Source organism: Caenimonas sedimenti (assembly GCF_007833165.1).
Taxonomy (GTDB): domain Bacteria; phylum Pseudomonadota; class Gammaproteobacteria; order Burkholderiales; family Burkholderiaceae_C; genus Ramlibacter; species Ramlibacter sedimenti.
Genome location: NZ_VOBQ01000012.1, coordinates 225759 through 240633 on the forward strand (window position 1 = coordinate 225759; position 14875 = coordinate 240633).

General features: G+C 66.7%; 13 protein-coding genes and 1 pseudogene. 3 read left to right on the forward strand and 11 right to left on the reverse strand.

Annotated elements, in window-relative coordinates; all coding sequences use genetic code 11:
* Nucleotides 1-22 precede the first annotated feature (22 nt).
* The 5 genes from FN976_RS15890 to FN976_RS15910 are packed head-to-tail and all read right to left on the reverse strand — an operon-like array spanning nucleotide 23 to nucleotide 5199.
* Nucleotides 23-2146 carry a type IV pilus secretin PilQ gene (locus tag FN976_RS15890; protein ID WP_145894013.1) on the reverse strand — a complete coding sequence of 708 codons (2124 nt, stop codon included), beginning with the start codon at nucleotides 2144-2146 and terminating at the stop codon, nucleotides 23-25.
* A complete protein-coding gene (locus tag FN976_RS15895; protein ID WP_145894082.1) occupies nucleotides 2143-2685 on the reverse strand; it encodes a pilus assembly protein PilP in 543 nt (180 codons plus the stop codon). Before FN976_RS15895 ends, FN976_RS15890 begins: the two co-directional genes overlap by 4 nt.
* Entirely contained in the window at nucleotides 2685-3350 is a 666-nt protein-coding gene (locus tag FN976_RS15900; RefSeq protein ID WP_145894014.1) for a type IV pilus inner membrane component PilO, read from the reverse strand. The genes FN976_RS15895 and FN976_RS15900 overlap by 1 nt, the downstream gene beginning before the upstream one ends.
* 38 nt (nucleotides 3351-3388) lie before the next feature.
* Nucleotides 3389-4141, reverse strand: a complete 753-nt coding sequence (locus FN976_RS15905) for a PilN domain-containing protein (protein WP_145894015.1) — start codon at nucleotides 4139-4141, stop codon at nucleotides 3389-3391.
* Nucleotides 4138-5199, reverse strand: coding sequence for a pilus assembly protein PilM (locus tag FN976_RS15910; protein ID WP_432417870.1), 1062 nt, complete (start codon nucleotides 5197-5199; stop codon nucleotides 4138-4140). The genes FN976_RS15905 and FN976_RS15910 overlap by 4 nt, the downstream gene beginning before the upstream one ends.
* A 289-nt stretch (nucleotides 5200-5488) precedes the next feature.
* Between FN976_RS15910 and FN976_RS15915 the strand changes: the two genes are divergently transcribed.
* Entirely contained in the window at nucleotides 5489-7960 is a 2472-nt protein-coding gene (locus FN976_RS15915) for a penicillin-binding protein 1A (RefSeq protein ID WP_145894017.1), read from the forward strand.
* On the opposite strand, the gene cyaY is transcribed toward FN976_RS15915, so the two are convergent.
* The gene (cyaY, locus tag FN976_RS15920; protein ID WP_145894018.1) at nucleotides 7957-8286 is read right to left on the reverse strand and encodes an iron donor protein CyaY; all 330 of its coding nucleotides are present in this window, start codon (nucleotides 8284-8286) and stop codon (nucleotides 7957-7959) included. The two genes, FN976_RS15915 and cyaY, sit on opposite strands and share 4 nt — an antisense overlap.
* 10 nt (nucleotides 8287-8296) lie before the next feature.
* Here cyaY and FN976_RS29505 point away from each other — a divergent pair.
* Nucleotides 8297-8347: pseudogene (locus tag FN976_RS29505) on the forward strand (hypothetical protein); the annotation flags it as partial.
* 17 nt (nucleotides 8348-8364) lie between these two features.
* Here FN976_RS29505 and FN976_RS29510 read toward each other — a convergent pair.
* The gene (locus FN976_RS29510; protein ID WP_255440487.1) at nucleotides 8365-8502 is read right to left on the reverse strand and encodes a hypothetical protein; all 138 of its coding nucleotides are present in this window, start codon (nucleotides 8500-8502) and stop codon (nucleotides 8365-8367) included.
* A gap of 3 nt (nucleotides 8503-8505) precedes the next feature.
* On the opposite strand from FN976_RS29510, the gene lysA reads away from it, so the two are divergent.
* Entirely contained in the window at nucleotides 8506-9783 is a 1278-nt protein-coding gene (gene lysA / locus FN976_RS15930; protein ID WP_145894020.1) for a diaminopimelate decarboxylase, read from the forward strand.
* Here the strand turns inward: lysA and msrQ are convergent.
* From msrQ to FN976_RS15950, 4 genes are all read right to left on the reverse strand, one after another.
* Entirely contained in the window at nucleotides 9753-10394 is a 642-nt protein-coding gene (gene msrQ, locus FN976_RS15935; protein ID WP_145894021.1) for a protein-methionine-sulfoxide reductase heme-binding subunit MsrQ, read from the reverse strand. The two genes, lysA and msrQ, sit on opposite strands and share 31 nt — an antisense overlap.
* A gap of 1 nt (nucleotide 10395) precedes the next feature.
* Nucleotides 10396-11394 (reverse strand): protein-methionine-sulfoxide reductase catalytic subunit MsrP, encoded by a 999-nt coding sequence (gene msrP / locus FN976_RS15940; protein ID WP_145894022.1) that lies wholly within the window; start codon nucleotides 11392-11394, stop codon nucleotides 10396-10398.
* A gap of 82 nt (nucleotides 11395-11476) precedes the next feature.
* Nucleotides 11477-12808, reverse strand: a complete 1332-nt coding sequence (gene ccsB / locus FN976_RS15945) for a c-type cytochrome biogenesis protein CcsB (RefSeq protein WP_145894023.1) — start codon at nucleotides 12806-12808, stop codon at nucleotides 11477-11479.
* Nucleotides 12805-14841, reverse strand: a complete 2037-nt coding sequence (locus tag FN976_RS15950; RefSeq protein ID WP_145894083.1) for a cytochrome c biogenesis protein ResB — start codon at nucleotides 14839-14841, stop codon at nucleotides 12805-12807. Before FN976_RS15950 ends, ccsB begins: the two co-directional genes overlap by 4 nt.
* Nucleotides 14842-14875: the final 34 nt, after the last annotated feature.

The following is a 14875-nucleotide window of genomic DNA, read 5'->3' on the forward strand; positions in this document are numbered from 1 at the left end:
TCTTGCTTGCAATTAGGTTCGATCAGCGAGCCGCCGTGGCGCGTTCGGCAATCATCTTGGGGGTGATGAACACCAGCATTTCCTGCTTGCTGGCGGAGCGGGTCCTGGTCTTGAACAGGTTGCCCACGGCCGGCAGGTCGCCGAGCAGCGGGACCCGCGTCTCGTTTTCGGATTCCGTCAGCTCGAAGATCCCGCCGATCACCACCGTGCCGCCATTCTCCACGAGGACCTGCGTGCGGATGTGCTTGGTGTTGATCGCAATCCCCGCCGCCGTGGTTTCACCGCGGCTGTCCTTGCTGATGTCGAGGTCCAGGATGATGTTGCCTTCCGGCGTGATCTGCGGGGTCACCTCGAGCTTGAGCGTCGCCCGGCGGAACGCGACGGAGGTCGCACCGCTGGAAGTCGCCTGCTGGTACGGGAATTCCGTGCCCTGCTCGATCAAGGCCTTGGTCTTGTCGGCCGTCACGATGCGCGGGCTCGACACCAGCTTGCCCTTGCCGTCGGCTTCGAGAGCGGACAGCTCCAGGTTCAGGAAGCGATTGGCGGCCGAGCTGAACAGCGAGATGGCGAAGGTCGAGGGCGAGTAGCCGCCCTGGCCCGTCGCCGGCAGGTTGAAGAAGGTCGTGCTGGTCGTGTCGAGCGCCGTCGCGACGGTCTCGCCGGCGGTGGCGGACACCGCGTTGTAGGTGCCGCCAAAAGCCACCCGGTTGTTCCCGCTCAGCGCGTACCCAGGGTCACCGCCGCGGACGCCGCGCAGGTCGGAGCCGCCCAGGCGCACGCCCAGCGACTTGCCGAAGTTGTCACCGGCCTCGACGATCCGCGCTTCGATCAACACCTGGCGCACCGCGATGTCGAGCCGGCCGATCAGCGCCTGCACCTGCTCCAGCCTGGACGGCACATCGGTCACGAACAGCTGGTTGGTGCGGGGCTCGGCGATCACGCTGCCACGGGTGCTCAGGATGCGCGCGGCGCCCGTGCCTGTGAGTTGAACGGCGATGTCCGCGGCCTTGGTGTAGTTGAGCTGGAACGGCTGCGTCCGCAGGGGTTCCAGGTTCTGGATGGCCGCCGAGGCTTCCAGCTCCAGCTTCTCCTTGGCGGCGATCTCGTCCTTGGGTGCGATCCACAGCACGTTGCCGCTGCGGCGCATGCCCAGGCCCTTGGCCTGCAGGATGATGTCGAGTGCCTGGTCCCAGGGCACGTCCTTCAGCCGCAGCGTGACGCCGCCGGACACGGAATCGGAGGTCACCACGTTGAAGTTGGTGAAATCGGCGATCACCTGCAGCAGCGAACGCACTTCGATGTTCTGGAAGTTGAGCGAAAGCTTCTCGCCGGTGTAGCCCGGGCCTTGCGACAACTTGTTCGGATCGATCTTCTGCGCGCGCACTTCGACCACGAACTGGTTGTCGCTCTGGTAGGCGCTGTGTTCCCAGACGCCCTTGGGCTCGATCACCACGCGGACGCGGTCACCGGTCTGGAACGAGCTGACGCTCTGGATCGGCGTGCCGAAGTCGGTCACGTCCATGCGACGGCGCAGGCCTTCAGGCAGCGACGACTTCAGGAATTCGACCACCAGGGTCTGGCCCTGCTGGCGGATGTCCACCCCGACCTGGTTGTTCGGCAGGTCCACCACGACGCGCCCCGCGCCATCCGGGCCGCGGCGGAAGTCGAGGTCACGCAGGGGCTGGGCGTCGCGGTTGCGGCTTTCGGCGAAAGCCTGCTGGGTCGCCGCGCTGGCCGTCACCGGCCCGACCGGCTCCAGCACCACGAGCAGCGAGTTGCCTTCGATCTGCGTGCGGAAGTTGGTGGCGGCCTTGAGGTTCAGGACCAGGCGGGCCCGGTCAGAGGCCTGCACAACGTTCACGGACCGGAGGTTGCCGATGTTCACGTCGACCGAATTCCGCCCCATGGCGTTCGTGGCCCCCGGGATGTCCAGCGCAATCCGGGCGGGCGCCTGGATCGCGAAGCCCGTTGGCACGGAGGTCAAAGGCTCCGAGAAATCGATCCGGATCACCTCGGAGCCTCCCTGGACGGAGCCCGCGATGTTCTGGACGGCGGGCGCGGCCCGCACCGCGCTCGACCAGGCCGCGGCCAGGACGACCGCGGTGACGAAGAGCCCTCGCCAACTCCATGCGTTGTGCTTGTTCATTTGGACCTCTCTTGCAGTTGCAGTGTGGCGTTGCGCTCGATCCATTCGCCGGCGGCGTCCTGCACGAGCTCACGCAACACGAGTTCGGTTTCGCCCACCTTGGTGATGCGGCCGTAGTTCTGACCCAGGTAGTTGCCAGGACGGACCTGGTACAACAGGTTGTCGACCTTGACCAGGGCCACGGGCTGGCCCTGCTTCATCAGGCTGCCGACCATCTGCACGGCATCCAGCGGGAACGCTTCCAGCGGCTCCTTGCGGCGGGCCAGCTCGGGCGCGACCAGCGCGGCGCTCGGGGAGCCGGACTGCTGCGACTCCTTCTTCAGCGCCTGGGCCAGCTTCTGGTTGCTGAAAGGCTCGGTGCCCGCGTCCTGCGTATAGGCCTGGGGGGAGAATTTCTTGGGTTCCGGAATGGGTTGGACTTGCGGCTTGGTCAGGGCCCGCTGCTCGTTCATCCACGCCTGGACTTCCTGCTGGTCACCACCGCCGCAACCGGCGACGGCGGCGGCGAACAGGACTGCTGCCGGCCAATGGGGGCGCATCATTTCTTGGCTCCTGGCGCGGCCTTGCGCTGCGAGCTGACCTCGTCCTTGTCCAGGTAGCGGTAGGTCCGCGCCTGCGCCTCCAGAGCAAGGTTTCCGCCTGGAATCGGGGAGACCACCAGGTTGTTCAGCGTGACGATCCGGGACAGGTGAGCGATGTCGGACGCGAACGAGCCGATGTCGTGATAGCGGCCGGTGACGCGCACCGCGATCGGCAGCTCCGCGTAGTATTCCTTGACGTTCACCGCGCCCGGGCGGAACAGGTCGAACGTCAGGCTGCGGCCCAGTCCCGCCTGGTTGATGTCGGACAGCAGGGCGTCCATTTCGGCCTTGCTCGGCAGCTGCTTCTCGAGCTGCGTCACGTATTGCTGCACCTGCTCGCGCTGCTTGCGCAAGGCGTCGAGGTTGACCGCCTGGGCGACCTTCTTCTTGTAGTCTTCCTTGAGCTTGACTTCCTTTTGCTGCTCCGCCGCGAGTTCGTCGGCCGAATTCGTCAGCCAGGCGAACCACAGCGCGGTGACGATCGCCGCGGCGAGCGCGACACACAGCGCCGCTTTCGGCACGATCGGCCACGAAGGCGGGTCATTGGGATTGAGGCCGCGGAACTGCGCGGCAATCTTGTCCTGGAAGGAGGCCGTGCCCGGCTTGGCTTCGGATTTCGCCATGATTCAGTCCGTTCTTGCGCTGTTCGGTGAAGAGGCGGTCATTTCTTGGCCGACGCGGGGACGACCGCGGCCGCCACGGGTGTCGCAGGACCGGAAGCACCCGCCTGGGCGGTGACGGCCACGGGCGCGGACCCGGCCGCCATGGGACCGCTGGCCGCCGGCATCGCCGCGCCAGCGGCAGGCGCGACCCCGGCGGCGCTGGCCGCGGCGGCTGCCGCCTTCTGGGCTTCGGCCGCACGCAGCAGCTTGACCCGCATGGAGAAATTGGCGATCCGGCGCGTGTCCCTCGGCGCCAGGGCGACGTTGCCCGCGACGATTTCCACCAGTTCGGGACGCGCCAGCCAGGCGCTGCCGCCGCTCAGGTTGCGCAGAAGTTCCGACACCCGCTCCTGCGACTGCGCCACACCCGACAGCGTGACCGTGTCGCCGGCTTGCCGCATGCTGGTCAGGTAGATGCCGTCCGGCAACTGCTTGACGAGTTCGCTCAGCAGGTGCACCGGCACGTTGCGGTCGGCCTGCAGGTCTTCCACCGCCTGCTGCCGGGCCCGCAGCGCGGCGATCTCGGCCTGCAGCGTGGCGATGTCCTTGATCTGGGCCTCGAGCCGCTTGATCTCGTTGGTCAGCACCATGTTGCGGCCTTGCTGATTCGAGATCTGCGCCGCGTACCAGAGATAGATGCCGCCGGCGATCAGCACGCCGACGAACGCCGACATGCCGAGGGCTGCGAAGAATGCCTCGCGCCGCCGCTTGCGAGCGGCTTCGCGGTGGGGCAACAGGTTGATGAGGATCACTGCAGGAACCTCCGCATGGCCAGGCCGCAAGAGGTCAGGTACGAGGGCGCCTCGCGCCGCACCTTCTTCTCGCGCACACCTTCGCCGATATGCATGCCCTGGAAGGGATCCGCCAGGACACAGGGGAACGATGTCTGGGCCGTCACCGCGTCGCTCAGCCCCGGGAGGGCTGCCGAGCCGCCCGCCACCATGATGTGGTCGACGCGGTTGTGGGGAGTGCTGGTGAAGAAGAACTGCAGGGCGCGGGCGACTTCCTGGGCCATGCTGTCGACGAAGGGGCGCAGCACGCCGGACTCATAGTCTTCCGGCAGTTCGCCGCTGCGCTTCTTGGCTTCCGCCTCTTCCGGCGAGAAGCCGTACTGGCGCACGATCAGCTGCGTGAGCTGGGCGCCGCCGAACGCCTGGTCGCGGTCGTAGAGCACTTCGTCGTTGCGGATCACCTGCATGCTGGTGGTGGAGGCCCCGACTTCGAACAGGGCGACCATCTGGTCCTTGCCCTCGTTCGGGAGCGCGCCGATCAGCCGGCCGGCGGCGAGCCGGGAGGCATAGGATTCGACATCGAGGATCACCGGCTTCAGGCCGGCCGCTTCGGCGAGGCCCTGGCGGTCCTGCACCTTTTCCTTGCGGGACGCGGCGATCAGGACTTCGACGTCCCCCGCCGAGGTGCTGCTGGGCCCGACCACGCAGAAGTCGAGGCTCACCTCGTCCAGCGAGAAGGGGATGTACTGGTTGGCCTCGGTTTCGACCTGGACTTCCAGCTCGGCATCGGTCATGCCGCCGGGCAGGATGATCTTCTTGGTGATGACGGCGGAGGCCGGGAGCGCCATGGCCACGTTGCGCGTCCGGGTGCCGCTCTTCTTCACCACGCGGCGCATGGCTTCGGCTACTTCCTCGAACTTCTCGACATTGCCGTCGTTGATCCAGCCGCGTTCCAGCGGCTCGATCGCGCAGCGCTCGAGGACAAAACGACCACTCTTGTCCCTGCCGAGCTCGACAAGCTTGACGCTGGACGAACTGATGTCCAGGCCCAGCAGCGGGGCCGTTTTCTGGCCAATCATTGAACCCAGTGCGATCAAACCGGTCTCCTGAGACGCCTGTTTATTGGCGTAACAAACTTAAGATTCCACAATCAATGCTAGCAGTAACATCCTTGTCGCACAAAGGATTTTTCCCTTTTGCGCACTACAAGGCGTTGCCAAAAACCGACGCTGTTGCCTGCGATACTTCGCGCCAAGGCCGAGGAAGACCCGTCCAGACCGGATGCGTGGCAGGAACTCGGCAGGCCTTCCGGCTCTCCCAGGAAGGCCATTTTTATAATGGGCGTAGCGGGCCGCACTATGGAGTTCCATGCCTTCTGATTCCCCCAACGGCGCTGCCGGCCCGACCCGGCCCTTGCCTGCCTGGCAACGCTTCCTGCTGCGGGCATTCGCCTGGCTGTTCGGCCTGGCGCTCGCCGGCGTGGCGACCGTGGTCACGGTCGCGGGCGTGGCGCTCGCGGTGGCCTACCCCAACCTGCCCGACATCTCGGACCTCTCGGATTACCGCCCCAAGCTGCCGCTGCGGGTGTACTCCAGCGAAGGCATCCTGATCGGTGAGTTCGGGGAGGAGCGCCGCAATCTCACTCCCATCGCCCAGATCCCCAAGGTCATGAAGGATGCCGTCCTCGCCATCGAGGATGCGCGCTTCTATTCGCACGGAGGGGTCGACTACCGCGGCCTGATGCGCGCCGCCCTCGCCAACATGGGCCGGGCCAAGAGCCAGGGGGCCTCCACCATCACCATGCAGGTGGCGCGAAATGTTTATCTGTCTTCCGAGAAAACGTTCACACGCAAGCTCTACGAGGTCCTGCTCACTTTCAAGCTGGAACACCAGCTTTCCAAGGACCAGATCCTCGAGATCTACATGAACCAGATCTTCCTGGGCAACCGCGCCTACGGGTTCGCGGCCGCCTCGGAAGCGTATTTCGGCAAACCCATGAAGGAACTCACGGTCGCCGAGGCCGCCATGCTGGCCGGGCTGCCGAAGGCGCCGTCCGCTTACAACCCGATCAGCAACCCGACCCGCGCGCGTTCCCGCCAGCTTCACATCATCGAACGGATGCACGAAAACGGTTTCATCACGGCCGAGGAGGCTGATGTAGCCAAAAAGCAGGAGCTGCGCATCCGCACCGGCCTGCCCGTCCTCAGCGTCCGGGCCGAGTACGTGGCCGAAACCGTCCGCCAGCTGGTCTATGCGCAGTACGGCGACGAGGCCTACACCCGCGGCCTGAACGTCTTCACCACGGTCAAGTCCGCGGAACAGGAGGCGGCTTACAAGGCGCTGCGCAAGGGGATCATGGATTACGAGAAGCGCCAGATCTACCGCGGGCCGGAGCGCTACGTCGAATTGCCGGCGGAACCCAAGGAGCTCGAGGAAGCCATCGACGACGCGCTGACGGAGCACCCCGACAACGGCGACGTGATGGCGGCCGTGGTGCTGGAGGCCGGCCCCAAGAAGATCGTCGCGGTGCGGCTCAACGCCGAGCGCGTGGAGATCACGGGCGAAGGCCTGCGGGCCGCCCAGTCCGGCCTGAACGACAAGGCGCCGCCCAAGATCAAGATCCGCCGCGGCGCCATCGTCCGCGTCATGAAGACGCCCAAGGACACCTGGGAGATCACGCAGCTGCCGGAAGTCGAGGGCGCGTTCATCGCGATCGATCCGCGCGACGGCGCCGTGCACGCCATGGTGGGCGGCTTCGACTTCAACAAGAACAAGTTCAACCACGCGACGCAGGCCTGGCGCCAGCCGGGCTCGTCGTTCAAGCCTTTCATCTACTCCGCCGCCCTGGAAAAAGGCTTCACGCCCTCCACCGTGGTGAACGATGCCCCCCTGTTCTTCGACGCCGGGGTCACCGGCGGCCAGCCCTGGGAGCCCAAGAACTACGACGGCAAGTTCGAAGGGCCGATGCCGCTGCACACCGCCCTGGCCAAGTCGAAGAACATGGTGTCCATCCGCGTGCTGCAGGCCGTCGGCACCCAGAGCGCGCAGCAGTGGGTCTCGAAATTCGGCTTCGACGCCGACAAGCACCCGGCCTACCTGACCATGGCGCTGGGCGCCGGCTCGGTGACGCCGCTGCAGATGGCGATGGCCTATTCGGTGTTCGCCAACGGCGGCTACCGCGTGAATCCCTGGCTGATCACCAAGATCACCGACCAGAAGGGCAAGGCGCTGGTGGAAAGCCAGCCGCCGCTGCCGAACGAGTCGGTCCGTGCGATCGATGCGCGCAACGCCTTCATCATGAACCGGCTGCTGCAGGAGATCGCGCGCTCCGGCACGGCCGCGCGCGCCCAGGCCACGCTGAAGCGGACCGACCTGTACGGCAAGACCGGCACGACCAACGACTCCATCGACACCTGGTTCGCCGGCTTCCACCCGACGCTGACCGCGGTCGTCTGGATGGGCTACGACACGCCGCGTTCGCTGGGCGACCGGGAGACCGGCGGCGGCCTGAGCCTGCCCGTGTGGATCTCCTTCATGGCGGAAGCGCTGAAGGGCGTGCCGGTGATGGAGGCTTCCGCGCCCGAGGGCGTCGTCAATGTCGGGGGCGAGTGGTACTACACGGAATACGCACGGGGCGGCGGTGTCGGCAACCTCGGCGTGGACAACGGCGCCAGCCAGGAGCCCGCCGGCGCGGCGCCACCCCGGGCCGGCGGCCCCTCTGGCGAGGGAACGCCGGGCGTCCCCGGCGACCGCAGCCTGATGAACTCGGACGGCCAGCCGCCGCGGCCCGCCCCGTCGGGCGACGAGCGGCGCAGCATCCTCGACCTGTTCCGGAACTAGGGGCTGAACAGCAGCGGCTCGCCGGCCTGCTGGCTGGCGTAGCGGCTCAGGTCGGCGAAGAACTCGCCCTCTCCCTTGGTGTCTTTCCAGCGCGTGCCGTCGAAGCGGTAGTGGAAACCGCCGGCCCGCGTGGCGAGCCAGACTTCCTGCAGCGGCTTCTGCAGGTTGATGACGATCTGGCTGCGGTCCTGAAACACCAGCGTGATCATGCCGCCGACCCGCTGGTTGTCGATGTCGGCGTCGGTGGCTTCATTGATCCGGTCGCAGCAGGCTTCGACGCTCGCGAGCAAGGCCTCGGCCCGGTCCATGTACTCGAGGTCGGTCATACAATTCCGGATGCTCCGTGTTTTCCCTATTCTAGTCAGCGCCGCCCTGCTGGCGGCCTGCGGCCAGAAGGGTCCGCTCTACATGCCCACCAGCCCCGCGGCCCGCCCCGCCCCCGCAGCCACCGAAACGCTGGCGCCTTCCACCTCGGTTTCCTCGCCCGCGCTGCAGCCGGCCTCGGCGCCACCCGCCACCGGCACGGCTTCGCCCGTGCGCACGCCATGAGTGCCGCGCCGTTGCCGGGTAGCCCCCAGGTGGCGTACCAGGACGACGCCTTGCAGGTGGAAGGGGTCGCGCTGGCGGACCTCGCGCGCCGGCACGGGACGCCGCTCTTCGTCTATTCCAAGGCCTCGATGCTGGAGGCGCTGGCCGCCTATCAGCGCGGATTCGCCGGCCGCAAGGTGAAGATCTGCTACGCGCTCAAGGCCAACTCGTCGCTGGCCATCCTGCAGACCTTCGCGCGCGCGGGCTGCGGCTTCGACATCGTTTCCGGGGGCGAACTGGAACGCGTGCTGGCCGTCGGTGTGCGCGGCGCCGACATCATCTTTTCCGGCGTCGGCAAGACCCGGGCCGAGATGCGGCGCGCACTGGAAGCCGGTATCGGTTGCTTCAACGTGGAGAGCGAAGCCGAACTGGAAGTGCTGAGCGAAGTCGCCAGCGCCGCCGGGAAGACGGCGGCCATCAGTCTGCGCGTCAACCCGAACGTCGACCCGAAGACGCACCCCTACATCTCCACGGGCCTGAAGGGCAACAAGTTCGGCATCGCGCACGAGCGCGCGCTGGAGGTCTACCGGCGCGCACGCGAATTGCCAGGGTTGCGGGTGGCCGGCATCGACTGCCACATCGGTTCGCAGATCACCGAGGTCGCGCCTTATCTCGATGCGATGGATCGCATCCTGGACCTGGTGGCGCAGATCGAGGCTGCCGGCATGCCGCTGGCCCATATCGACTTCGGCGGCGGCCTGGGCATCTCGTACAACGGCGAACAGCCGCCCGCCGCCGATGCGCTCTGGCAGCAGCTGTTGGCCCGGCTCGACGCCCGTGGCTACGGCGAACGCCAGTTCATGATCGAGCCGGGGCGGTCCCTGGTCGGCAACGCCGGGGTCTGCGTCTCCGAAGTGCTCTACCTGAAGCCCGGCGAGGCCAAGAACTTCTGCGTGATCGACGCGGCGATGAACGACCTGCCGCGGCCGGCGATGTACCAGGCCTTCCACGCGATCGTGCCGGTGGCGCGCGGCGGCGGCGAACCGGCCCACTACGACGTGGTGGGCCCGGTGTGCGAAAGCGGCGACTGGATCGGCCGCGACCGCAGCCTCGCGGTCCGGCCCGGGGACTTGCTGGCGGTGCTGTCGGCGGGCGCCTATTGCATGAGCATGGCCAGCAACTACAACACGCGCGGGCGCGCGGCCGAGGTGCTGGTGGACGGCGGCGAAAGCTTCCTGATCCGGGAACGCGAAGACGTCGCCGATCAGCTGCGCAAGGAAAAGCTGCTGCCCTGAGCACCTTTGCGCTTGCGCAGGAACTGCTGCAAGCGCCATCCCAGCAGCACGGCGAGGATGACCGCATAGATCGCCACCTCGGCAAAGTCGTTCTTGCCCGAGCGCATCCAGAAGAAGTGCAGGATGCCGAGCCCGGCGATCACGTAGACCAGCTTGTGCAAGGCCTGCCAGCGCTTCGCGCCCATGGCCTTGACCGCCCGATTGAACGACGTGGCGGCCAGTGGCGTCAGCAGCACGAAGCCCGCGAACCCCACCAGGATGAAGGGCCGCTTGGCGATGTCCTTGGCGATGTCGGCGACGTCGAAGCCCATGTCGAACCAGCTGTAGCTGAGCAGGTGCAGCACGACATAGAAGTAGACGAACAGGCCGAGCATGCGGCGAAAGCGCGCGAGCGGCGGCAGCCCGGCCATCACCCGCAGCGGCGTGACGGCCAGCGTGATGCAGAGGAAGCGCAGCGTCCAGTCGCCGGTGGAACGAATCAGGTATTCCGCAGGATTGGCACCCAGCTGGTTGGCCAACGCGCCATAGAACAGCCAGGCGAACGGCAGCAGGCACAGCACGAACAGCACCGGCTTGGCTGCCGGATGCAGCAAGGCGCGCGCGAAAGACATTTCAGTAGTTCTTCTTCAGGTCCATGCCCGCGTAGAGCTGCCCGACCTGCGCCTCGTAGCCGTTGAACATCAACGTCTTGCGCTTCTTGGCGAACAGGCCGTCCTCGCCGATGCGGCGTTCGGTCGCCTGGCTCCAGCGCGGATGGTCCACCTCGGGATTGACGTTCGAATAGAAGCCGTACTCGTTGGCCGCCGCCTTGTTCCAGGCGGTCTTCGGTTCCTTGTCGGTGAAGCGGATGCGGACGATCGACTTGCCGCTCTTGAAGCCGTACTTCCAGGGCACCACCAGGCGCACCGGCGCGCCGTTCTGGTTGGGCAACACCTCGCCGTACATGCCGAACGTGAGCAGCGCCAGCGGGTGCATCGCCTCATCGAGCCGCAGCGCCTCGACGTACGGCCAATCGAGCACGCGTGAGCCGACATAAGGCATGGTCTTGGGGTCGGCCTGCGTGATGAACTCCACGTACTTGGCGCTGCCCAGGGGTTCGACCTTCTCCACCAGCTTCGAGACCGGATAACCGACCCACGGAACAACCATCGACCAGCCTTCGACACAGCGCAGGCGGTAGATGCGCTCCTCCTGCGCGCTCAGCTTCAGCAGATCCTCGATGCCGTACTTGCCCGGCTTCTTCACCATGCCATCGACTTCCACCGTCCAGGGCGTCGTCTTGAGCGTGTGGGCGTTCTTCGCGGGGTCGGACTTGTCGGTGCCGAACTCGTAGAAATTGTTGTAGGTCGAGGCGTCCTTGTAGTCGGTGATCTTTTCCATGGTCACCGCACCGGCCGCCGTCGAACGCGTGGACTTCAGGGCGGCGTGCTTGCCCGGCGGCGCCACCTGCTGCGCCAGTGCCTGGCGCCCCGCCCATGCCGCCAGGCCCGCGCCTGCCACGCCGGACGCCATGAGCTTCAGCAGGCGGCGGCGATCCTGGTAGACGCCGAAGGGCGTGATTTCGCTGGGAACGGGATGTTGGAACCCGTCGCGGCCGGTCTTGATCAGCATGGCGTCTCCTGGAATGCTTGGCGTATGTCTCTATACGCAGCGCATTCTTACAAGGATTCGCCCGCCCCGTCCAACTCCGCGATCACAGTTCGCCGTAGCTGTGGAGTCCCGACAAGAACATGTTCACGCCCAGGAAGGCAAAGGTGGTCACCGCCAGCCCCACCAGGGCCCACCACGCGGACACCGTGCCGCGGAGGCCCTTCATCAGCCGCATGTGCAGCCAGGCCGCGTAGTTCAGCCAGACGATGAGGGCCCAGGTTTCCTTCGGGTCCCAGCTCCAGTATCCGCCCCAGGCTTCGGCAGCCCACAGCGCGCCGAGGACCGTGGCGATGGTGAAGAAGGCGAAGCCGACGGCGATGGACTTGTACATCACGTCATCGAGGATCTCGAACGAGGGCAGCCGGCTCGCGATGTGCCGGCGGCCCCAGAGGATGCCGCCGACGATCAGCGCGGAGATGCCGAAATACACCGCCCAATAGCTGCCGGCGCCGGAGACCGACTTGCGGAACACCACCGGCTCGAAGCAGAGCACCACGCCCAGCAGCCACAGGGGCGCGAGCTTGTACCAGCGCGTCTCGGTGGCCTGCTGCTTGATCAGGTAGGCGAAAGCCACCATGGCCGAGAGCGCGAAGGTGCCGTAGCCGATGAAGTTGGCGGGCACGTGCAGCTTCATCCACCAGCTCTTGAGGGCCGGTACCAGCGGCTGGATCTCGTGCGCTTCGCGAACGACCGTGTACCAGAGCAGGAAGCCGACCGCGGCGCTCACCACCAGCATGACGAAGGCGCCGAGCGAACGCGTCTGGTACTGGTCCTCGAAGTACAGGTAGAAGGCCGTCGTCATCCAGCAGAACAGGACGAACACCTCGTACAGGTTGCTCACGGGAATGTGGCCGATGTCCGGGCCGAGCAGGTAGCTCTCGTACCAGCGCACCATCGTGCCCACCAGCGCCATGCCCACGGCCACCCAGGCCAGACGCGAGGCGATGGACTCCATGGCGGCGCTCTGGCCACGCGAGACCATGCCGATCCAGTAGAACAGCGTGCTCATGAAGAACAGCACGCTCATCCAGAGGATGGCGGACTGGCTGGAGAGGAAGTACTTGAGCCAGAAGACGGTATCGGCGCGGGCCAGGCTGCCCTGGTAGGAGGCGATGGCCAGCAGCGAGAAGCCGGCGACGACCAGCATCAGCACGCGCAGCGGCCGCCAGAACCAGGCGAGCCAGATGGCCGCGGGCACGGTGCCGAGCAGGATGCCCTTCTCGTAGACATCCATGTGCTGGGCGTACTGCGTGAACGCGTAGGCGCCTCCGGCCACGACCAGCAGCGCAAACACCCAGTCGAAAGGACTGCGCTTCGCGAAAAAGCCTTCGTGCAGTGTCAGCGTGTGGGTCGCGGTGGTGGTCGCCGTGTTCATGATTTGGCCTCGAGCAAATGGTGGCGCAGGCGTTCGAATTCGCGGTCGACGTCCAGCAGCTTGCGGTTGCTGGAAAGCGCCATGCGGGCTTGCGAGCCGTCGTCACGTGGGCTCAGCCAGACCCAGATGCGGCGCTCCCGGATGTAGAGCATCGCAAAAACACCCAGGATCAGCAAGGCGCAGCCCAGGTAGACGATGGCCCGGCCCGGCGAGCGCGTCACCTGGAACACGCTGGCCTGCACCTGCTTGAAGTCCTGCAGCTGGAAGGCCATGGGCGCCGGGTAGGCATGCACGTCGCTCAGCGCCAGCACGGCCTGGTTCATGAAGGCCTGCGTCTTGGCGTCGCGCTCGAGCGGCGGCAGGCCGTCGCGCTTGCGGGCAAGCTGCGCCAGCTCGAACAGCGTGCCGTTCAGGATCCGCACCAGCACCTCGCCGGCGCGCGCGCGCTCGCCTTCCGGCACGTTGGCCTCCAGGAACTCCGACACCGCCTGCAGCCCGCCGGGGCTGCGCCCGCTGGGGCCGGGCTCGGCCGCCGCGAAGAGCGCCAGGGCGCGTGCCGTGGAAGCCGCGAGCTGCTCGGCGAGCTCGGGGCGCGCGTTGTCCGTTGCCTGCCGGGCATAGCTGCGCACCGCCTGCTCGCGCAGCGCCGGGTCGGCGAGCGCGGCGCGCAGCCGCAGGAAGCCGTCCATGTTGCCCTGCTCGTCGGCGGGCAGGCGCAGGTAACGGAACGATTCCGCCGGCGTGTCGCGCATCCCGAGCAGGAAGACAGCCACGCCATCGCCGAGGTCCATCGGCAGCATGTAGTTGTGGAATTCGCGGGCCTGGCCGGCGGCGTCACGCAGCTTGTAGGTGATGCTGGGGCCGACGTTGCGCAGCGTCTTCTTCGTTGTCGTCTTGTTCGCCGCGCCGAGGCGCTCGTCGATGGACGCGCGCAGGTCGACCTTGCGCGGATCCACCGCGGTGTCCGTGGCGCCCAGGTTCTCGACGTTGATCACCCGGAGGCCGGTGTATTCGAGCGTCAGCTTGTCGGCTTCGGTCGCCTGGCCCCGGGTGAGCTGGGTGCTGGCGCCGATGGCACCTTCGACTTCGAAGGCCTTGACGCTGCCGTTCAGCGGCACCGACTTCAGCTTCACCGTGGAGCCGCCGTCGTCGAAGCTGGATTGGTAGATCTCGATGCCCCGGTGCCGCGCGGGATGATTGACCTCGACGCGCGCCGGGATCTTCTCGCCGGTCTCGCGGTCGTGGATGACGATCTCGCTGGCAAACAGCTTCGGCATGCCGGTCGAGTAGTACTCGACGATGAACTTCTTCAGCTCGATGGAGAACGGCAGTTCCTGCAGCAGGATGCCGTCGGACTGGTTCAGGATGGCGGTGCCGGACTGCGTGCCTTCCGCCACCAGCAGGTTGCCGCGGAAGGTGGGGTTGGTCGCGGGCAGGCGGTGCTGCGGCGGCACGTCGGCGATCATCCCGCCGCCCGCGAACGGCTGCTTGCCGCCGAACAGCATCTGGGCGCGCACGATCAGGTCGCCGTCCAGCAGGCCGCCCAGGCACACCAGCACGATGGCGCTGTGGGCGGCCAGGTAACCGATCTTGTTCATGCTGCCGGCCTTGGCCGCCACCATCCAGCCGGTTTCGCCACGCTGCTGCAGCCGGACTTTCCAGCCGGCCTGCGCCAGCACCGCGCCGATGCGGCGGGCTTCGGCCTCGGGCGCCCGCGCCAGCGTGGCCTCCGCCCGGTGGTGGAAGGCCGCCAGGCTCTGCTCGCGCATGTTTTCCTTGTAGGCCTTCAGGTCCACCAGGATCTTGGGTGCATTGCGCGCGATGCACAGGGACGTGCTGGCGACCAGAAAGGCCAGGATCAGCAGGAACCACCAGGCGCTGTACACCGCGTTCAGCTTGATCGCGAAGAACACTTCCGACCAGAACGGGCCGAACTGGTTGACGTAGTTGTTCACCGGTTCGTGCTGCTTCAGCACGGTGCCGATCACGGAGGCGATGCAGATCACCGTGAGCAGCGAGATCGAGAACCGCATCGACGACACCAGCTCCAGCACCTGGCGCGAGGCG